Below are 20,120 nucleotides of genomic sequence, written 5' to 3' on the forward strand. Positions count from 1 at the left end.
AATAGATAAGTTAATCTAACCGCTCAATGATTGTTGCATTTGCCATCCCATGTCCTTCGCACATCGTTTGCAGTCCGTAGCGCCCACCTGTCCGTTCTAACTCATGCATCATTGTCACCATTAAACGTGCACCACTACCACCTAATGGATGACCTATCGCAATTGCACCCCCGCTCGGATTTAGCTTCTTTGGGTCCGCTCCTGTTTCCTTCAGCCAGGCTAATGCTACTGGAGCAAACGCCTCATTCACTTCAAAAACATCTATCTCGTCAATTTTTAAATTTGCTTTTTCCAAAGCTTTTACTGTTGCAGGAATCGGTCCAGTTAACATTAATGTTGGATCAGAGCCAACAACAACCCTCGTATGGACGATGAAGCGCGGCTTTAAACCAAGCTCAATTGCTCTATTAGAAGACATTAGTAATAATGCTGCTGCACCATCACTAATTTGGCTTGAATTTCCAGCATGAATCATGCCATTCTCCTTAAAAACCGTTTTTAAACTCGCCAATGCCTCTAAAGAAGTTCCTTCACGTGGGCCAGAATCTTTATTGATAACACCCGATGTTCCGTCTGCTAATGTCACATGAATAGGAAAGATTTCTTTGTCAAAATATCCTTCTTTTTGTGCTTTCAAAGCTTTTACATGACTTTCTAATGAAAATTGATCAAGCTCTTCACGTGTGAATCCATATTTTTCAGCAATTCGCTCCGCTGATAGGCCTTGATGAATCATTTCATATTTATTTAATAAATTCGAGCTGTATGGCTGTGCATGATTATAATTTGAGCCCATTGGTACTCTAGACATGCTTTCGACACCACCGGCAATAACAACATCCATATCACCTGCTAGTATTGCCTGGGCAGCAAAATGAACAGCTTGTTGACTTGAGCCACATTGACGGTCTATCGTTACCCCTGGCACTTCAATGGGAAATCCAGCTGTTAGTGCTGCGACTCGTGCAACATCACCTGCCTGCTCCCCAGATTGAGTAACACATCCGAAAATCACATCCTCTATGATCGCCGCATTGATTCCCGCTCTTTTTACAAGCTCCTTAAGAGTTAATGCTGCTAGTTCATCAGGCCTTATATCTTTCAAGACACCATTTCTTCTTCCCACTGGTGTACGGACACCCTCAACAATGACCACTTTACGCATAGTAAACCTTCTTTCTAGCTTTATAGCTCTAAATTTTTTGCAATAATCGTTTTCATAATTTCATTTGTTCCGGCATAAATGCTAGCAACTGGAATATCCCGATAGCGTCTAGCAATCTCATATTCTTCCATATAGCCGTATCCACCATGAAGCTGCATGCACTCTGTCGCTATCTTTCGTGCATTTTCAGTGAGCTTCCACTTTGCCATCGAAACTTTCGTAACGATATTTTTACCACCTATATGTTCCGCAATTAGCTGGTCCAAAAACGCCCGGCCCATTTCAATATCGGTTGCCATCTCAGCGATTTTGAATTGAGTATTTTGAAAAGAGCTAATTTGTTTACCAAATGCTTTACGGCTTTTCACATAATCGATCGTCAGTTTAACCATAACCTCTGCTGCTGTTTGTGCTGCTATCGCAACAACAAGTCGCTCCTGCTGGAGCTTATCCATCATATAAAGGAAGCCTTTTCCTTCCTCTCCTAGAAGGTTAGATTTCGGGACACGACAATCTTCAAAAATTAATTCAGCCGTATCTTGAGAGTGTAGCCCGACTTTATTCAATTTTCTTCCTCTAGAAAATCCAGGCGTATCCCTTTCTATAACAAGAAGGCTGACACCTCTATGCTTCGGTATAGCCAATAAATCCGTTTTAACTGCCACTACAATTAGGTCTGCATGGATTCCATTCGTAATAAACGTTTTTTCGCCATTAACAATATAGGAGTCTCCATCAAGCCTGGCAGTCGTTTTTATGTTTGAAAGATCTGAACCAGCCCCAGGCTCGGTCATCGCAATAGCAGTTATTTTTTCACCGCGTACACAGCTAGGCAGCCACCGCTGTTTTTGCTCGTCTGTGCCAAATGCAGTCATGTAAGGAATGACAATATCATTATGCAGCCCAATTCCAACTAAACCTGAGCCCACTCGTTCCAGTTCTTCATTAATGACAACGGAATATCCCCAGTCTGCCCCACTCCCACCATATTTCTCTTCAACATCTGGACATAAGAAGCCCTGCTCTCCCATTTTCAACCACAAAGATCGAGGAATTATACGATCTTCTTCCCATTTGTTATAAAATGGATAGGCTTCTTTTTCGAGAAACTTTCTAATCGCCTGTCGGAAAATCTCATGTTCTTCATTTAAATATGGGTGCTTCATCCTTTAAACCTCTTTTCTTAAATGACATAATAACGAAATTTACGATTTGACAACTTTATGCTTTCATTTGATTCATTTTTTGTCGAAGTTGGTATTTTAATATTTTTCCAGACGCATTTCTTGGCAGCTGCTCCTCCATAAATATTCGTCTTGGAATTTTATAACCAGCTAGTTTTTCTCTGCAAAAGCTTTTCAGTTCTTGTTCATCAATGGATAATCCTTCTTTTGGAACAATTACTGCACATACCGCTTCTCCCCAAACCTCATCTGGTAAACCGATAATCGCAGCTTCAAGAACTGCAGGATGCTCATATAAAACGGATTCAACTTCGACCGAATACACATTTTCTCCACCTGAAATAATCATGTCTTTTTTACGATCCACGAGCGTAATATACCCTTCTTCATCAATCGTTGCTAAATCACCTGTATAAAGCCATCCATCCTTTAAAGTGTTCTTCGTTTCTTCTGGCTTCTTGTAATATTCCTTCATCACCATCGGACTGCTAATAATAAATTCTCCTACAACCCCTGGTAAAACATCTTTTCCTTCCTCATTCACAACTCTTGTTTCAGTTAGAAAAATAGGTTTTCCCCCTTTGCCTAAATGAAGCTTATGTCCCTCTGGATCAAGAAGAATTCCTCCAGGCCCACCTTCCGTTAATCCACAAAGATTATAGAATTGATCTGTTTTAAATAGCTGCATACTTTTTTTGACAAGCTCTGGAGCCATTGGGGCAGCACCATAGCCAATACGCCTAATGGATGATAAGTCGTAATCTTGAGCATTTGGAACTTGCAAAAGAAAATTATACATGGCTGGTACAGCAAATAAATGCGAAATTTTATGTTCTTGGATTGCTTGAAGTGTTTTAACTGGATGAAAATCGCGATGGATGATATGTGTAGCTCCTAACGCTACACCAGAAATAAGAAAAAGATTTAATTGTGCAGAGTGGAAAAGTGGAGCGAGATGAAGAATTCGTTCATGTTGTCTAATACCCATATTGATGACGACAGAAATTCCAACATTAAATATTTGGCGATGATCAAAAAGAGCACCTTTAGGACGTCCTGTCGTCCCAGATGTATACAAAATTTCTAAATCATCCTGCTCGTTTACTTCAACAAGCGGTTCTGTATAGTTATGCGATAACACGCTTTCATAGGAAACAAACTCAGTTATATCAGGAGTTCCAATTGTAATAACGCTACGTACGTCCGTTCCTTCCTTTGCCCTATACAGTAAGGCTTCAAATTCTTTGTCGCAAACAACATACATGGCATCCGATTGTTTCAAAATATAATGTACTTCTTGTGCTTGAAGTCTAAAGTTAACTGGCACATTAACAACACCGATTTTTGCGGCTGCAAAAAAGGTAAATACAAAGTAGTCTGTGTTTTTCATCATTAAAGCAAGTTTTTCTCCTTTTTTAACCCCTAGTTTTAATAGACCATGAGCTAGCCTGTTTACTTCCTCGTTAAATTGACGATATGTGTAGCCTCTTCCTTCACATTCGATTGCTAGCAGCTCAGGAAACTTTCGTGCATTTTGAGTTAATAAATTGCCAATAATCATAAAATGAGCCCCCCTAAAATAATTGAATTCTCTTTCTGTTAGCATGCAATTTGTATGCCAATTCTTATAGATTGTAGTTAGGTTACGCTCTTAATAAGCACATAGTGGGATTCTTTATCCTCATCTCCTTGCTTATCGCTTTTTTATACATACGAAACAAAAAGTGTCCAAAAAATGGACACCTTATTCACATTGTAAGCTTATATTTTTTAATCTTTTCATATAATCCTGAACGACTAATTCCTAATAGCTTTGCTGCTTTCACTTTGTTTCCTTTGACTTGTAGAAGAGCTCGTTTAATCGCTTCTAGCTCAGCATTCTCTACTAATGATACTGATAAATGAGGTTCTTTAGCCGCAACATTCTTTACTAAATAATCAGGAAGATCCTCATATTTAATTACTCCATTTTCAGCAAATGTCATCGCCCGTTCCATCACATTTCTTAGTTCTCGAATATTTCCTGGCCATTCGTATTTTGGAAGCACCTCCTTTGCTCGCTTATCTATTCCATTGATACTTGTACCTAAAATTTGATTAAATTCCACCATAAATCGATCGATTAATAACTGAATATCTAAAGGCCTCTCCCTTAGTGGAGGAACATGAAGAGAAATGACATTTAATCTATAATATAAATCCTCTCTAAATAGACCTTCTTTAACCATCCTTTCAAGATTTCGATTTGTCGCTGCAATTATTCGAACGTCAACATGAATTCTAATTGTCCCACCAACTCGGTAAAATTCCCTTTCTTGCAACACTCTTAAAAGCTTAGCTTGCAAAGGAAGCGACATATCACCTATCTCGTCTAAAAACAATGTTCCTCCATTAGCCAGATCAAACTTTCCAGGCTTTCCTTTCTTTCTTGCTCCAGTGAATGCTCCTTCCTCATACCCAAAAAACTCCGATTCTAATAAATCCTCTGGAATTGCAGCACAATTAACCACTACGAATCTTTCTTTGCTTCTTGCACTGCTATTATGAATCGAATGGGCAAATAGTTCTTTCCCAGTTCCACTTTCTCCTCGAATTAAGACGGTTGATCTTCCCTTCGCTGCTTTCATCCCGCTTTTCTTCAGTTTCTCCATAATCGGATCTATACTCAAAAGATGGTCCCAATTAAATTTTGCTATTTCTGATTTCTCATATTGTTGATGATAATAGCTTGCTTTACTTTCAGCGGTTTGCAGTTTTTTGAACAATTCACTCACTTCATTCAACTGGCGGAAAACGACTTTACCTATCGCCCCTATTATTTTTCCATTTTCCATTATCGGGATTTGGTGAACAATATACTTAATGCCGTTAATTTCTAGGAAGCCACTTACCTCTGCTGTTTCAGTCTTATATACATTTTCTAAACGAAGCTGTGGGAGAACTTTCTCAACTGGCTTATTCAATACATCTTCAAACTCCAAATTAAATAATTGCAAAAATGGTGGGCTAACCATTTGTATAATTTTCATTTCATCCGTCATGACAATTCCATCAAAAGCATGATCTATTGCTGTTTCTAACGTTCTTTTTAAGGTTTTTATCGTATGTAGTTCTTGAGAAGTGTGAAGCAGTGACATCACCATATCTGTTTTCGTAAGAATTCCGACTACTATATTGTTTTCATCGACAACAACACCTGTACCAACCTTGCTTTTTTTTACTATTTCCTCGATTTTTACATATGGAGTATCAATTCGGATTGTTTTGACTTGCTTATGTAAATAATTTTTAATCGGGGTAGTTAGGGGACATTCCTCCATAACCATTTTGTATAGGCTACTTCTTGTGAAAACACCAATCGGGTTTCTTTGTTTATTAATGACGGGCAGTAGGTTCCACTTTTGGCTATACATGAGTTCAATTGCCTCTTGCAATGTAAGATCCTCGGTTATGTGACAATCAATTTTCGTTATAATGTCTTCAAATTGGAGCATTTCATCACTCCTTATATATTTCATAGCAAACACAATCACTCACATTATATCAGATTAAAAGATTATTTAGAATTTTTAAATTTTAATAGAGTAAAAAAAGAGAAGGCTTAAAGCCTTCCTACTAAAACTCATTTCGGTTGCATTCGAATGGCTCCATCTAATCTAATTGTTTCTCCGTTCAGCATTGGATTTTCTAGTATACTTTGCACGAGTTTAGCATACTCATCTGGGAATCCTAGCCTTGATGGAAATGGAACCATTTTTCCTAGTGACTCCCTTGCTTCTTCAGGTAAGGAATCAAACATCGGTGTGTGGAAAAGACCGGGAGCAATTGTCATCACTCGAATCCCGTAGCGAGCAAGCTCTCGAGCAATTGGTAAAGTCATTCCGACTACTCCACTTTTGGAAGCACTGTAAGCCGCTTGCCCAATTTGTCCTTCAAAAGCAGCTACTGAGGCAGTATTAATGATTATTCCTTTTTCATTTTGCTCATTTGCTTCATTGTTTCTCATTTTCTCTGAAGCAAGTCGAATGACATTAAACGTTCCTACTAAATTAACATGAATGACTTTAGAAAATAATGAAAGATCATGAACTCCATTACGTCCAATCACTTTCTCAGCTATCGCAATTCCTGCACAATTAACTACTGTATTAATATGGCTCATAAAATCCACTGCTTGATTTAATGATGATTGTATCTCTTCTTCCTTCGTCACATCAGCCTGCACAAATAAAGCATTCTTTCCTAACTCTTCTTGCAATTGCTGACCTTTTTGAATTGATTGATCAATGATTACAGCTTTTCCTCCACCTGCAAGGATGTTCCTTACTGTTGCCTCACCTAATCCAGAAGCACCGCCCGTTACAATTGCTAAGCATTCATGTCTTTTCATTGCTCATTCCTCCTGTAATAATGATTCATTCATTATTTGCAAGAATTATGCCAATGAAAGAAGATGTAAAATGAATAAATAAAGCGTCAAAAAGTTGCCAGCTTTATCATAAAGTGGTGTTTATGATCTTATGTATAACTAATGGACAGTACAAACACATATATGACTAGTATTTGTACATCTGTAATAGCTTAACGACCTGATGAAATTCCAAAAATATTGCCATCAAGATCCTTGAATAGCGCAAATGTACCACCATTACGAATTTTCGTTTCCGGGATAAGAATTGTTCCACCTAATTCTTTTATTTTTTCTAAGTAATGTTGAATATTGTCTACTCTCACATAAATCGTTAAATAAGGTGGATCTTCTTTTGTCCAATTAAGAATATGCCCCTTTATCCCAGCATCTTCTTTCGAAATATTTATTTCCGCTCCAACATCTGTTAATTGCCAATTAAAAATTGTTTCATAGAATTGTTTAGCACGAGCTCCTTCTCTCGAAGCAATTTCAAAAAAGCCAATCTGTGTATCCTTAATATCATTACTCAAATAATGACTTTTTTGTTCGTTGTTTTGAAAAATTGCAACAATATTGCCATCAAGATCTGTAAATTGTGCGATGGAACCCCCACTCGGAACCTTCATTTCTTGTAGAATTACTTTTCCCCCCAGTTTTTCAACTTTAAATAAACATTCTGAAATATTTTCCACTCTTATATAAATAGTAAGATGAGTAGGTCCTTTATGAGGCCATTTGAGAATATGCCCTTTCAATCCTGCATCTGAACGATCAATCTTCATCATTGGGCCAATATCTGTAATTTTCCAATTAAATAATGACTCATAGAAATGTTTCGCCTTTTCTCCATCTCTTGCAGCAATTTCAAATAATTCAATTGTCTGTTTCATCATAACAGCTCCTTTTCCAATCACTTTTTATTTTCTTCCATTAACTTAAGTTTTCATCTTACAGTGATCTGATTCTGTTAAAAGCTATACTTTGAATAATCCTAGTTAACATAATAAATTTATGGTAAATATAATCGAATCGTTCATCTAGATTCTTTCGTTTCAAAGTTGAGATCATGAAATGCGGGAATTCCGTGAATACTTTCAGCAGAATAAACGGCATTTAAGATTGCTTCTTCCATTACTTTCGCAGCAATTGTTCCAAGAATGTCAACTGGCACCTTTAAGCCGCCAGTTGCTAGGGTAAAAATGGTATCACCATCATACATCGTATGAGCAGGATAAATCGTTCTTGCAAAACCATCGTGAGCCATTTGCGCTACTTTCTTTGCCTCAGCTTTTGTTAACTCTGCATTGACGGCAATGACACCAATTGTCGTATTTGTACCTTCTTTAATAACTGGTGAATAGTTGTTCCGTAAAATTTCAAGACTATCAAATATTTGTCGCTTATCACGATCAAAAGGTCCAAGGATAACTTTTCCACTTTGAGGGTCACGAACTTCACCCACTGCATTAACCGCGACTAAAGCACCAACGACGGTACCATCCTGCAAAGTATAAGAAGCACTTCCAAGACCTCCTTTCATACAAAAATCATTTCCCGCTAATTTTCCGATTGTGGCCCCACAGCCTGCACCAACATTGCCAACTTTAAATGGATGGCGAGCTGCCGTTTGTGCTGCCTCATACCCCATACGACGATCAGGTCTTACTTTCGATTTACCAACGGCAAGATCAAATAAAACAGCTGCTGGGACAATGGGAACAATCGCAACTCCAACATCCAGACCGATTTCATGTTCTTCTAGATAGTTCACAACGCCAGTTGCCGCATCTAGTCCAAAAACACTGCCCCCACTTAAACAAATTCCATGTACCTTTTCGACGAGATTAATCGGATCAAGTAAATCAGTCTCTCTTGTTCCTGGGGCAGAACCACGAACATCAACCCCTCCAATGGCCCCATCCTCCGCTAATATTACCGTACAACCCGTTAATGCGTTTAAATCTTCCTTATTGCCAACCTTTATTCCTGGAACATCTATTATCTGACCTTTTACTTGTTCAAGCATTTTATATCACCTCTATCCTTTATTATTCCCGAACAATAACAATTTAAATTTAAAGTGTTTTCACTTCCTCCTCACCATCTTCTTAATTAATCTTATTTGACCTCTATGATTTAGTTCATCTTCAAACACATGGAACCATTTAAATAAATTATTTGCTGGCTTTCCTTGTACAAATGGCGTTTGTTCAAACAACCATTCATCTGGAAGTGTTTTGAACATCTCGATTGTCCTGCTTCTCACATCAGAAAGTTCTTTCAAATAATAATCAATCGAATTTTCACGTATTTGTTCTTGACCTTGCTTCCCTAAAAGTAACCCAGGATTTAAACTTTGAATTACTTCATCAGTTAGTTTGCGATTTTCAAAGGTTACAAGCTGATATGCCTTTTCTCCTGCAGCAATATGTGCTAACAGCATTCCGATGGAATTAGCATTTTCATCATAAAGAAAATCCAACTCTTCAACCGACAGATCTTTCACTTCTTCAATGGTTGTGTACCTTGTATATTCCATCATAGATATTAATTTACTAAACTCAAAACTACAGCCTTCCTTCTGGTCGATTAAAAACATGGTTTGTTGATCGAAAGTCAATATCCTTCCCTCCAGTTATTGATCATTTTCATGGACTTTAATGGCTAATAATGAGAGTTATCATTCACATTCATTTGCAGTTCGTGTCGAATTTCGTTACACTACAAATATCTGGATAAATTATATCATATGTGGAAAAGGTAAAAGTAAATATTCAAATGTAAGGAAGTGATGAAAATTAACTCGTATATCAACATGGAATTTGCAATGGAAAGTAATTTTTCGCCTAATATTAACAAATCAGAGCGTCTAAAAGTCATCAATGTGACACCATCAAGTGTCATTATAGAAATGTACAATCCTAATTGCAAAGGTGTTTTTCCAACAGATAGCTTTGAATATTGGATTAAAAAAGGAGCCCTAATCCCTATTCAGGAAAATCTGAAAGAGCTAGTTAATGAATAATCATGTAAATATAAATGGAGTGAGGATATTAATTCCTCACTCCATTTATTTCAACTCTTATTGCCCATCTACAATTTCTTTAAAAATTTCATACGAGCGTTTTTGTTTTTCTTGGTCAAAAATATATGATACAACCATGATTTCATCTACATTATATTTTTCTTGGAACATGGCAAACTCTTGTCTGACCGAATTCTTACTTCCCATAAAAGTAAGACGACTCATCGATTCAGCTATTTCTTTCTCCACACGGTTCCATTGAGAATCTAAAGCTTTAGCAGGTGGCTGTAATGGGGATTGCGTCCTTCTGACAATATTTAGGAATAACTGTTGCATGCTGGATGCCAAAAATTCAGCTTCCTCATCTGTTTCGGCTGCTATAACATTTAAACAAACGATCATATAAGGCTTACCTAAATACTTAGAAGGTTTAAATCGAGCACGATAAATAGAGATCGCTTCTTCCATGTGCTGCGGAGCAAAATGAGAAGCAAAGACATATGGAAGACCTAAGTTTGCAGCTAAATATGCTGAATCTGTTGATGAACCAAGAATATATATCGGAATATGTGTGTCCATTCCTGGAAAAGCTTTCACAGATTCTTGTTCGTTTTCTGAACCAAAATACGTAAGTAAGCTTTGAACATCTTCTGGAAAGGAGAAAACAGAATCATGATTTGACCTTCTCAACGCACTTGCTGTTATCATATCAGTACCTGGTGCTCTCCCAAGACCTAAATCCACACGATCTGGATAAATTGTCGCCATTGTCCCAAATTGTTCTGCTACAACTAATGGAGCATGATTAGGCAGCATGATCCCACCAGCTCCCACACGGATATGCTCTGTATGTTCCAAAGTATGCTTTATCAAAATCGCAGTCGCAGAACTAACTAGTGAAGTAGTATTATGATGCTCAGCTATCCAATATCGTTTATATCCCATTTTCTCAGTAGCCTGGGCAAGTGCAACCATTGAATCTATCGCTTGTTTTGCATCCTGTCCCTTACGGATAGGGGCAAGATTTAATACAGAAACAGGAATTTGAAGGTTAGACATTCGAACGTCCCTTTCTTTACGAATTTTTATTATTTTATCAATTTAACGAAAGAAAAAAAACTATAATGCTTAAACAAACCCTTTTATTATTATCCTAATCTTCAAAGACTTTCTGAGCTTCATATGTAAATCCACGATATTGGTAGTTTTGTTTTTTATACATTTCTCTTGGCGTATCTTCGCCATCTGCAACTAAAATAACGAGCTTATCAGTGAAATGATCCATAATATACTTTTGTAGTCTTGTCCCAATCCCCTTTTTTGGAAAGAGTCGAGAACAGATAAACTATCAATTTCAACAGTTTCGTCCATTAAAATAACATCAACAGAACCTGCTGGTATGTCGTTATAGTAAGCTATGAGCTGACAAAAATTCTCATTTTTGAAATGATCTTCGTGCAGCTTTCTTTTTTGTTCTGCAAACTCAACCCCAAATTCTAAATCAAACTCATATTGAAGTTTCATAAATGCTTCCAGATTTTCAGATGACAACGATTGTATCGTAATATGAGAATTTTCATCTACCTTCGGAAATTGCTCTGGTTTGATGACATATAATTCTAGAAAACCTACCGCATAACAAGCATCATCCAAATTATTGAGCAAGTCCAAAGGAAGCTTCTCATTTTCAGGAAAAGTAAACTTCACATGTTTTTGGCCATTTTTTACATGATAGACTCTTAAATATTCAGCAGCTTTCATAAATTCTTTAACTGTTGGCATCCTTTTAAACTTAATGAGGTTATTGTCATACATGAGCAGCATTTTTGGAAAATGAATGTGTTCATATAAGTCAGTCTCATATACAACATGACCTGCTTGATAAATATGTTCAAAATTGATCTCTTTCATATGTACTCCTTATTATTTTTAGAAATAATACTTCAAAATTAATGAAAATGCTGTGCTAAATGTTAATAGTTTTTCGAAATAAAAAATGAATGTCGATACATCATCCATTAAATTTTTAAAATTTAATTTCCTTTGTTTCTTTCGTTTCTGAAAACCATTTTAAAACTGAATTAGGTTATTCTTTACTTCCTTATTATCTCTTCTCAAACCAAAGAAGTGCTTTTTGTTCCATGTCTTTCATGAAGCTTCTTTTCGCAGGACTATAATCTTTTGTATACTCGAATCGCTTGGCTAACTCGTCTTTGAATCTACTGTAATTTGCTACTTGTTGTGGATGGCAACGTAAATAATCTCGTAAGATTAAATGCCGCTCAATTTGAGGATTATCATGTTGGTAGAAATGAATATGGTGAGTACGGTTTTCTCCACCTTTTCGAAATAACCTTCTGCCAGCAATTCCCCATTCTCCTGCAACATCATAACCAAGAGACTCCATTTGAGCGTTAAATAAATCGATTTTCTCAATATCCTTTACGATACACATCATATCAATTACTGGCTTAGCCTTCATTCCATACACAGCCGTACTCCCAAAATGTTCAAACTTAATTACTTCTTCCCTAAAAACCGATTTCAGAAATTCAACTTCTTTTCGGTACACTTTAGACCAGTCTTCATTAAATTCGGTAAGTCGAACTTTCATGAATACACCTCAGCTTTGAGAGCACTTTTTTTATAAAATCAATCAGACTATAGCTTAATCTCAGTAAACAAGTGAAAGCCATTTACCCGTTCTTAAAAAGAATACATTGGCTTCTCTACTTATCATTTAAAGTACTTTGAGAATAATAACGAATTACCTTCCCATTTTGGTTTGCATAATCAATTTCTTTTCTTGTGCTTTTTCCTATATAGCCATTTACATCTATAACAAAGATCTCATCACACATATTAATTTTTTCAATATGTATTCTCTCGAATAGTTCTGCTTGTTCTTGAGTTATTTCAAAACCATCACTTTGTTCAAAAAAGCCAAGACTTATAACAATATTTCCTTGCAAGGTAAGGTGAGCATTTGCTTTCTCGAATTGTTCTTTAAACTTCGTAGACCCACATAAAGTAATAACCTTCATTGAAAGAACCTACTTTCCTTTATCTATCTACATAGTCTATTTTAATCGTTTTTGTCATTTCAAGAGCTATTGCAGCTTCTTGAAGAGCCATCTCTAAGAAATCTCTATCCTTCCTATTCCATTATTTCCTCCCCCATTTACTTTCTCCATCTATAGTTTACAAATTTCAAACTTTGACCATTCAGTTGAACCGTTTCATCTCTCGTATCCATTTCTTCGAATCCATTTTTCTCTAATACTTTTTGAGAGGCGATATTATTACTGGTTGTTTTCGCATTTAATTGTTGTATTTGCCCCTCTTCTACTATTGTGCCTATTAATAGCTTTAATGCTTTACTTGCAATCCCTTTTCCAGTATGTAATTGCCCCACTCTATAACCAAGCTCGCCTTGAGCTTCCTTTATATCAACTATATTCATTCTTCCTAAGATTGTATCATTATGGTCCTTTATTAAATAAAAATAAGATTTTCCTTGAGTTTGCTCATCTAATAATGCCTCAAGTCGACTTAGAAAAACTTCATATTGATAGTAATCTTCCCCCCGTGTTGGAACCATTTCTTCAAAAAAAGTTTTGTTATTAAGTTCAAAAGCAAACAATGCTTCAGCATCTTCCATACATAATTTCTTTAATGATAATCCCATATTTTCAACCGCCATTCATCATTTTTTAGAAAAACCTTGAAAAAATAGTTTGTTTTTCTTATTTATAGAATATCACGCAAAGCCTCATTAAGTGTGTTAAAAGTGAATGTATAACCTTCATGCTCCAAACGTTCTGGAATAACCCAACGACTTTTCAGCACTAACTCTGTTTCTGTTTTAACGATCATGGCTCCTAATTCAAGTAGCCATTTTGGCGTTGGTAAACCAAATGGCACATTCAATTCTGTGCGGATTAATTTCATAAACTCTTGATTATTAACAGGATTCGGCGCCGAACAATTGAAAACACCGCTAAGTTCTTCCCTTTGGTTCAGAAAAAGGACGATTTGAAATAAATCTTCAATATGAATCCAACTAAATTTTTGGTTTCCACTTCCTTGCACACCGCCAAGTCCAAACTTGGCTAAATTCAGATAAGGTTTCATTACTCCACCATCTTTACCTAAAACAATCGCTATACGTAGTGCAATTTGTCTTGTATTTGGCAAGTCAAAGCTAAAAAAAGTTTCCTCCCAATTTGTGGCAACATCTACTGAAAATCCTGAACCGATTTCCCCCTTTGCCTCTGTCATCGGGCGATCTTCTGCATGTCGATAAATCGTTGCAGTACTGGAATTCACCCATACCTTTGGAGGGTTTTTACATGCCAATATTGATCTTCCAAGGATTTCTGTCGTGCTTATTCTTGAAACCATAATTTCTCTTTTATTTTTTTCATTGTATCGACAATTGACTGATTTCCCAGCAAGATTGATTAGAAGCTCTGCATCTTCCAAGGCTTCACCAATTCCTTCAGAGCTATCCCAAGAAATATTATGTGACTGTCTTGAAATATTTTTCACCTCATAACCAAGGTCTTGAAATTTAGTCTCGAAATATTTACCGATAAACCCTGTACCTCCAGCTAAAACTACTTTATTCATCTTTATCCCCCATTTCAATGCTAGAATCTTTTTGGTAACTTGTATTTCGCGCATTCTCTAAACATTTAAAGATATTAAAGTAAGGATTTATTAACTCATTTCACAGAATAAAAATAAGGTCCACACATAGATTCATGAGTATGTACATATGTCCAAGTAAAATCTTTGTTGAATATGTAAATATCTTGCTCAGAATCAAAATCAGCTGCAACGACTTTTCTTGCTTTGCTATACTGCGTTATGTAAGGTAAATGTTGATACATGACAAAAAGCTCATCATCCTTAATCACTTCATCAAAAGCTTTTCTAGCCGCATCTTTCTGTAAACATTCTTGTTTTTCATAGCTGAAAATATGCCATTTAAATTGATTAAAATAAATCGTTTCCTTCATCTCTTCATCTATGTTTTTTGCAAATTTATAATCCCGTAAACGTTTAATCTCTTCCGCTTCTTCACCGAAAATTTCAGTAATAATAACACCTTTATCCAGTAAATTCTTCTTAAACAAGTAACTCTTTTGAATTAATTTAATTTGCCAATAAACATTTTCCAGCTCTTCATCTGGTAAATTATCTAAAAGTACATTAATTTTGTCTCTAATCATAGAAACCTCCAAAACTCTCCTAATTTGCATTCTGTATCAAGAAAAAAAACCATCTTACGTTTTATTTCTTTTAAGAATGGAGCACTCATTGCTTTTGCTTTATCTGTTCCTTCATTTAGATTATTATCTATTGTTTCTGATGAAGACATTCGATCAGTTGAACGGATCGTTTCCCGATCTTTTGGATGGTCCCACTTTTCGGGAATCTGTTGACCGCCACCTTTCCCGATCTACTGGGTGATCCTACTTTTCGGGAATCTGTTGACCGCCACGTTTCCCGATCTTTTGGATGGTCCCACTTTTCAGAAATCTGTTGACCGGAACCTTTCCCGATTTTTTGGGTGATCTCACTTTTCGGGAATCTGTTGACCAAACCCTTTCCCGATCTACCGGGTGATCCTACTTTTCGGGAATTTGTTGAACGAATCATTTCCCGATCTTTTGGGTGGTCTCACTTTTCGGGAATCTGTTGACCAGAACCTTTCCCGTTCTTTTGGATGATCCCACTTTTCGGGAATCTGTTGACCGAAACCTTTCCCGATCTTTTGGATGATCTCACTTTTCGGGAATCTGTTGACCGCCACCTTTCCCGTTCTTTTGGATGGTCCCACTTTTCGAGAATCTGTTGACCGAAACCTTTCCCGTTCTTTTGGATGATCCCACTTTTCGGGAATCTGTTGACCGGATCGTTTCCCGATCTTTTGGATGGTCTCACTTTTCGGGATCAGTTGACCAAACCCTTTCCCGTTCTTTTGGATGGTCTCACTTTTCGGGAATCTGTTGACCGGAACCTTTCCCGATCTACTGGGTTATCCTACTTTTCGGGAATCTGTTGACCGGTCCGTTTCCCGATCTTTTGGTTGGCCTCACTTCGGGTATATTTATTTATTATTCTGAAATTTCATTGTGGTATTTCCCAAATTCTAACTGATATGAATAAATTTATCGTCCCTTTCAAATTCGATATGGTCCGATTGAACTCATCAGTATGCCAACAAAACTTCGCTAATTAAAAACCATTGCACCTAGCCAACAAATGAGAAAAAAATTGGGGATAACAAACAAAATGGATAACCAAAGATTTTTCTTTACCAAAGACAGTGCTGCCCCTACATAAAATAACGGAAAAACAAACCCAAAATACTCGAAACGAGGGGTAGCTGCTAAATACATTGACATCGGCAATATTAATATTGCTGATATGATGAGTAGTTTGGGTCTTCTTAAACGAATCGATAAAATTGAGAGTATAACTGATACTATCATAAATGGCCAAAATAGTAACTGCATATCAAAAACCTCCATTTCTAAAAAAATTAAGATAAATCATACACACTTTACCAAATTCTATTAAATCTTTGCCTTATATTTTTATTTACACAGAACTGTAAGATAAGTATATATGCTTACATTAACAGATATTGGTATTACCTAAAATACTAAGCACTTTACATAGGAATTTAGTTTCTAGATTTATATCCTTAAATCCAGTATTGCATAAAATAAGACATTATGTTTAGTTACTTAATTCGCAGTATAATGAGTCAAATAAAAAATACACGATTAAGGTTGTTTTTGACGGGATCAGATGTATCACACGAATATGTTAATGTTCTCGTAAGAAACTGGTTAACTAGTTTTAATCCTCATTCTCTAGACTAAGGGGGAGTACGAAAGGAGCTAGTAAAGAAACACTGTAGTTGAGAGAGAACACTAAAGTTCCAAAAAAATTTAGGAGGATATATGTTTAAAAGAAATCAGAGATTATGTATTATCGCAGCTTTTTCATTGGTCGTATACATTCTAATGATGTTTTTAGGACCTTCTGAAATTGAATAACCATTACCAGATTATACAAAAACAGATATTTATCATCATATAGACACCGAAAGTGAAAAGTTAGGTCTTTCCCCTTTCTCTACTGCCGAAGTTTTATTTAGTGATGCGAAGGCAAATAATAGTCTTGGTCGATATATGGAAAAAAATAAATTTGATGAGGAGAAAATAGCTAAACTACAACAGGAGGTGCCGATTTATACGATTGAAGTTGATACAAGTAAGCAATCTTATCAAATTGATCCAAAAAATGGACAAATAACAAAAGCAACCGGAATTTCACTGCCGTACAACGAACAATATGACGTGGATCACTTCATTCTTACATATTTTGGTGAAGGCTATACATTGCAAGCGAAAGAAGATTCAGAAAGTAATATATTTGTTGATTGGGAATTGAAATATGTTTTTTCTGCACCAACTACATTTAATGACATTTCTAAGGTTGTTGAGATTTATACGAATGCTAATAAGATTGTCGAATTTCAACATTTTGGTGTGGCTAAAGGATTTTCATTAACAAATGCTGATGAATCAGTTGGACAAATAATCATTTCATTGTTCTCACTTCTGTTTCTTTTCGTGCTTTTTATTATTGTAACTGTACAACTTATTAAACGGTTAATCAAAAAACAAATTGAAGGTTTTATCGGGCCTTTTCTGCTATCACTAATTGCAGGTTTTGGTTGGTTTTTCTTAACAAGCTCAATGGGAGCAACCATTTCTGGTTTTGGAGCATTCGAGCCTGGTGTTATGACTTATCTTACCTTTGCGACATTGTTAATTCGTTGGAAAAAAACTTCTGAGAGTACTGAAAATAGACTTTTAAATTCGAAAAACTCAATATTTCAAGGCTTATTATTGACAATTGTCGGTTTAGCTTTGACAAATCTTTTCTTTTATATCGCCAGCTTCTTTGGAAGTTGGATTTCTCCAGTTCTGAATCATGGGCTTTTAATTAATGTTAATCCATGGATTTTACCAATATTCACCCTATTTGTCGGTATAAGTGCGGCGATTACGGAGGAAGCGATTTTTCGTCAATATATGATTCCATTTTTTGATCGTTTTAGCGTGATTATTTCAGTTATCTTAACATCGTTTTTATGGGGGATTCTTCACTTAGGCTATGATGTATACCCATGGTATTTACGGGTGATTGAATTTATGATTATAGGCGGGCCATTTTACTATATTGTTTATAAAAAATTTGGCTTTAAGACAGCTATTTTCTGTCACTATTTCAATAATAGTTTTATCACTATACTCTTTTTATGGAGGGTTGATTTAATGGTGGCAATTGTAGCTCTTTTCCTAAGCCTCAGTCCATTGCTGGTTCTGTTGTTAAAAACAAAATCCCATGAAGCTACTGTTGATCAGTATCAGGTACTATGATGTTAAATTTAATAGAAGAGAGAAAGTTTTCAAACCAATGCCTATAAGAAAAAACGGGAAACCTTTATAATTAAGGTTTCCCTAAATTTACCTAATAACACAACAAAAAATAGACTGAAAAGGATGAAAGTAAATTTAAATAACGCTTTTCTAAATCTATTTCTTAACTCTTCTAAATACATAGACGCCCAACAGAATTCCACCCAATATTAGTACAGTTATATAAATTGTATTTTTACTTGTTAAAGTTTTAAATGTATTACTAGCTTCTCCATTATTCTCATTCAATTCAATGGAACCATCCTTAATCGGCTTTTCTCCTTTCCCTAATTCTTGAAAATCTGAAGCTGCTGCGGACAGTAACTTTGTTCTTGAACAAAGGCTCACTTTTAATTGTCCGTCAACTTCCATTGCAAAAACTAAATACTCATTGTTTAAATCAAATTCATAACCACAGCTTGCCGAACTTCTTTCTGTGTAAACTAAAATTTGCTTTTGATTTAATCCCTTCCAAGTTTCCTTCACTTCAAATTGCACAGCAATCGGGTCTGCAGAAGACTGGAATAACTTATTCTTATTCTCATCTTCTATTTTCACCACTTTTCCTGAGAAAACCGCTGAACTACGATTCAATTCATCTTTCACAGGATAGGGTTCTACACAATCGCAAGCAAAACTAGTATTAGGTAAATAATTAAAGAGCGGGATAAATATGACGAAAACTAAAATGAACCTAATAAATTTTTGATCATTCCCCAATATTTTTTGCAAATAATCGTCCCCTTTTTTACTTTTAGACGATCGCAATAGATTACAAGTTACAATGTCAATTCACTTTTTCCAAAAGATTACAAAAACGGAAAATTCAGCAGTTACTTCTGAAAAAAAATCTACTTAGACGGTTTTCCGATGAAAACAACTTCACCCTTAATTTTACTTGCTATTTGTTCTTCATCATTATTTTGTAACATAAATAGAATGCCGATGATTACGATTACCAAAACAATTATTAGTCTAGCTTTTTTAGATTGTAAAATACTCAATTTTTTCCTCTTTCCGGTAAGAGTTGATACCGCATCATCATAGTGAACGGACCCTTTGATTTAAGTAATTCTCAATACATTTTTTATTTGTAACTACTAGTAACTTGTCACGATATACCCCAAACTTATTAAAAAAATTCGGTTTCCCAACATCTTCAAAATGTCTATTCCATTTAAACATCTTAAAAAAAATGTCTAATGTTGGGTTGTAATTTGACTTTTCTAATCTTAGTTTTTGTAAAAGGAACCGCTTTATTATTCGATATGTTCTTATTGAATAATTCGTATCTAAGAAAATAATCAATTCTGCCTCGCGAAAACTATTAGCAACCCAATCCTCATTATGAACTCCCTCAATTATCCATGTTTCAGTATGAGTAATTTCATTTAAATACTTTTCTCTTTCTTCCACTGTTCTTCTTATATCTCCATCTTTATGTCTTTTCCAAACGACATTATCAAGTTCGTAAAATGGCATACTAAACTTTACTGATAATTCTTTTGCTAATGTTGTCTTTCCACTACCAACAGAACCAATAATATGTATTCTTTTCGGAATCATCTTTTTCAAATCGACCACCTTCTTCCATAAGTACGTACTGAAATCTTTATTGAATTGCAAAAATTTCAGATTCATTTATCCGCTATAAAATTCTTCATCTCACTACTATTTCTTCTACACTTTACAAAAATTACCCTTCTTTATTGGACTTTACTAACATAAAGGTTTCAAACCATTTGTACATCATTCGACTTGACAATCTCATATTCAAACAATAGAATTCAATTAATGGTACCAAAAATATAAAAACGGTACCAAAACT

20 protein-coding genes are annotated in these 20,120 nt (G+C 35.6%); 2 read left to right on the top strand and 18 right to left on the bottom strand.

The genetic code is table 11. The features are described 5' to 3' along the window. Positions 1-10 precede the first annotated feature (10 nt). The 8 genes from KDN24_RS13435 to KDN24_RS13470 form a co-directional block, all read right to left on the bottom strand. Positions 11-1,165, bottom strand: coding sequence for a thiolase family protein (locus KDN24_RS13435; protein ID WP_409973757.1), 1,155 nt, complete (start codon positions 1,163-1,165; stop codon positions 11-13). A 20-nt stretch (positions 1,166-1,185) separates the two neighbouring features. Then, complete coding sequence (locus KDN24_RS13440) at positions 1,186-2,331, bottom strand: acyl-CoA dehydrogenase family protein (RefSeq protein WP_409973756.1); 1,146 nt, start codon at positions 2,329-2,331, stop codon at positions 1,186-1,188. A gap of 55 nt (positions 2,332-2,386) precedes the next feature. Next, entirely contained in the window at positions 2,387-3,910 is a 1,524-nt protein-coding gene (locus KDN24_RS13445; RefSeq protein ID WP_409973755.1) for a long-chain-fatty-acid--CoA ligase, read from the bottom strand. Between the two features lie 187 nt (positions 3,911-4,097). Continuing rightward, positions 4,098-5,843, bottom strand: a complete 1,746-nt coding sequence (locus KDN24_RS13450; RefSeq protein WP_409973754.1) for a sigma 54-interacting transcriptional regulator — start codon at positions 5,841-5,843, stop codon at positions 4,098-4,100. Positions 5,844-5,971: 128 nt separating this feature from the next. Beyond that, positions 5,972-6,739: a 3-hydroxyacyl-CoA dehydrogenase gene (locus KDN24_RS13455; RefSeq protein WP_409973753.1), complete on the bottom strand. Its 768-nt coding sequence runs from the start codon at positions 6,737-6,739 to the stop codon at positions 5,972-5,974. 191 nt (positions 6,740-6,930) lie between these two features. Next, positions 6,931-7,650, bottom strand: coding sequence for a VOC family protein (locus tag KDN24_RS13460; protein ID WP_409973752.1), 720 nt, complete (start codon positions 7,648-7,650; stop codon positions 6,931-6,933). A 143-nt stretch (positions 7,651-7,793) separates the two neighbouring features. After that, positions 7,794-8,786: a P1 family peptidase gene (locus tag KDN24_RS13465; RefSeq protein ID WP_409973751.1), complete on the bottom strand. Its 993-nt coding sequence runs from the start codon at positions 8,784-8,786 to the stop codon at positions 7,794-7,796. Between the two features lie 60 nt (positions 8,787-8,846). Then, positions 8,847-9,359, bottom strand: coding sequence for a DinB family protein (locus KDN24_RS13470; protein WP_409973903.1), 513 nt, complete (start codon positions 9,357-9,359; stop codon positions 8,847-8,849). A gap of 228 nt (positions 9,360-9,587) precedes the next feature. Here KDN24_RS13470 and KDN24_RS13475 point away from each other — a divergent pair, with 228 nt between their 5' ends. Then, positions 9,588-9,785, top strand: a complete 198-nt coding sequence (locus KDN24_RS13475) for a hypothetical protein (RefSeq protein ID WP_409973750.1) — start codon at positions 9,588-9,590, stop codon at positions 9,783-9,785. A 57-nt stretch (positions 9,786-9,842) separates the two neighbouring features. On the opposite strand, the gene KDN24_RS13480 is transcribed toward KDN24_RS13475, so the two are convergent. The 8 genes from KDN24_RS13480 to KDN24_RS13515 form a co-directional block, all read right to left on the bottom strand. After that, positions 9,843-10,844, bottom strand: a complete 1,002-nt coding sequence (locus tag KDN24_RS13480) for an LLM class flavin-dependent oxidoreductase (protein WP_409973749.1) — start codon at positions 10,842-10,844, stop codon at positions 9,843-9,845. Between the two features lie 192 nt (positions 10,845-11,036). Beyond that, entirely contained in the window at positions 11,037-11,696 is a 660-nt protein-coding gene (locus tag KDN24_RS13485) for a DUF5613 domain-containing protein (protein ID WP_409973748.1), read from the bottom strand. Between the two features lie 193 nt (positions 11,697-11,889). Continuing rightward, the gene (locus KDN24_RS13490; protein WP_409973747.1) at positions 11,890-12,399 is read right to left on the bottom strand and encodes a GrpB family protein; all 510 of its coding nucleotides are present in this window, start codon (positions 12,397-12,399) and stop codon (positions 11,890-11,892) included. Positions 12,400-12,514: 115 nt separating this feature from the next. Then, a complete protein-coding gene (locus KDN24_RS13495) occupies positions 12,515-12,829 on the bottom strand; it encodes a DUF4406 domain-containing protein (protein ID WP_409973746.1) in 315 nt (104 codons plus the stop codon). 137 nt (positions 12,830-12,966) lie between these two features. Beyond that, positions 12,967-13,473: a GNAT family N-acetyltransferase gene (locus KDN24_RS13500; RefSeq protein WP_409973745.1), complete on the bottom strand. Its 507-nt coding sequence runs from the start codon at positions 13,471-13,473 to the stop codon at positions 12,967-12,969. Positions 13,474-13,535: 62 nt separating this feature from the next. Beyond that, complete coding sequence (locus tag KDN24_RS13505) at positions 13,536-14,417, bottom strand: TIGR01777 family oxidoreductase (RefSeq protein ID WP_409973744.1); 882 nt, start codon at positions 14,415-14,417, stop codon at positions 13,536-13,538. A gap of 95 nt (positions 14,418-14,512) precedes the next feature. Continuing rightward, entirely contained in the window at positions 14,513-15,022 is a 510-nt protein-coding gene (locus tag KDN24_RS13510; protein WP_409973743.1) for a DUF4275 family protein, read from the bottom strand. Positions 15,023-16,027: 1,005 nt separating this feature from the next. Further along, positions 16,028-16,312: a hypothetical protein gene (locus KDN24_RS13515; RefSeq protein WP_409973742.1), complete on the bottom strand. Its 285-nt coding sequence runs from the start codon at positions 16,310-16,312 to the stop codon at positions 16,028-16,030. 684 nt (positions 16,313-16,996) lie between these two features. Between KDN24_RS13515 and KDN24_RS13520 the strand changes: the two genes are divergently transcribed. Continuing rightward, entirely contained in the window at positions 16,997-18,253 is a 1,257-nt protein-coding gene (locus KDN24_RS13520; protein ID WP_409973741.1) for a CPBP family intramembrane glutamic endopeptidase, read from the top strand. 156 nt (positions 18,254-18,409) lie between these two features. Here the strand turns inward: KDN24_RS13520 and KDN24_RS13525 are convergent, their stop codons facing one another. Both KDN24_RS13525 and KDN24_RS13530 read right to left on the bottom strand, forming a co-directional pair. Continuing rightward, positions 18,410-19,024, bottom strand: coding sequence for a netrin-like domain-containing protein (locus KDN24_RS13525; protein ID WP_409973740.1), 615 nt, complete (start codon positions 19,022-19,024; stop codon positions 18,410-18,412). A 309-nt stretch (positions 19,025-19,333) separates the two neighbouring features. Then, complete coding sequence (locus KDN24_RS13530; protein ID WP_409973739.1) at positions 19,334-19,867, bottom strand: shikimate kinase; 534 nt, start codon at positions 19,865-19,867, stop codon at positions 19,334-19,336. Positions 19,868-20,120 lie beyond the last annotated feature (253 nt).

This window comes from Cytobacillus sp. Bva_UNVM-123 (assembly GCF_046351715.2).
Lineage (GTDB): Bacteria > Bacillota > Bacilli > Bacillales > Cytobacillaceae > Cytobacillus.

Coding starts and splice junctions, on each gene's coding strand:
- KDN24_RS13515 (WP_409973742.1), bottom strand. CDS start 16,312: ATGCAGTTACTATTTTGGCCATTTATGATAGTATCAGTTATACTCTCA.
- KDN24_RS13495 (WP_409973746.1), bottom strand. CDS start 12,829: ATGAAGGTTATTACTTTATGTGGGTCTACGAAGTTTAAAGAACAATTC.
- KDN24_RS13480 (WP_409973749.1), bottom strand. CDS start 10,844: ATGTCTAACCTTCAAATTCCTGTTTCTGTATTAAATCTTGCCCCTATC.
- KDN24_RS13505 (WP_409973744.1), bottom strand. CDS start 14,417: ATGAATAAAGTAGTTTTAGCTGGAGGTACAGGGTTTATCGGTAAATAT.
- KDN24_RS13520 (WP_409973741.1), top strand. CDS start 16,997: ATGGAAAAAAATAAATTTGATGAGGAGAAAATAGCTAAACTACAACAG.
- KDN24_RS13435 (WP_409973757.1), bottom strand. CDS start 1,165: ATGCGTAAAGTGGTCATTGTTGAGGGTGTCCGTACACCAGTGGGAAGA.
- KDN24_RS13445 (WP_409973755.1), bottom strand. CDS start 3,910: ATGATTATTGGCAATTTATTAACTCAAAATGCACGAAAGTTTCCTGAG.
- KDN24_RS13510 (WP_409973743.1), bottom strand. CDS start 15,022: ATGATTAGAGACAAAATTAATGTACTTTTAGATAATTTACCAGATGAA.
- KDN24_RS13475 (WP_409973750.1), top strand. CDS start 9,588: ATGGAAAGTAATTTTTCGCCTAATATTAACAAATCAGAGCGTCTAAAA.
- KDN24_RS13460 (WP_409973752.1), bottom strand. CDS start 7,650: ATGAAACAGACAATTGAATTATTTGAAATTGCTGCAAGAGATGGAGAA.
- KDN24_RS13455 (WP_409973753.1), bottom strand. CDS start 6,739: ATGAAAAGACATGAATGCTTAGCAATTGTAACGGGCGGTGCTTCTGGA.
- KDN24_RS13500 (WP_409973745.1), bottom strand. CDS start 13,473: ATGGGATTATCATTAAAGAAATTATGTATGGAAGATGCTGAAGCATTG.
- KDN24_RS13450 (WP_409973754.1), bottom strand. CDS start 5,843: ATGCTCCAATTTGAAGACATTATAACGAAAATTGATTGTCACATAACC.
- KDN24_RS13465 (WP_409973751.1), bottom strand. CDS start 8,786: ATGCTTGAACAAGTAAAAGGTCAGATAATAGATGTTCCAGGAATAAAG.
- KDN24_RS13470 (WP_409973903.1), bottom strand. CDS start 9,359: ATGTTTTTAATCGACCAGAAGGAAGGCTGTAGTTTTGAGTTTAGTAAA.
- KDN24_RS13440 (WP_409973756.1), bottom strand. CDS start 2,331: ATGAAGCACCCATATTTAAATGAAGAACATGAGATTTTCCGACAGGCG.
- KDN24_RS13485 (WP_409973748.1), bottom strand. CDS start 11,696: ATGAAAGAGATCAATTTTGAACATATTTATCAAGCAGGTCATGTTGTA.
- KDN24_RS13490 (WP_409973747.1), bottom strand. CDS start 12,399: ATGAAAGTTCGACTTACCGAATTTAATGAAGACTGGTCTAAAGTGTAC.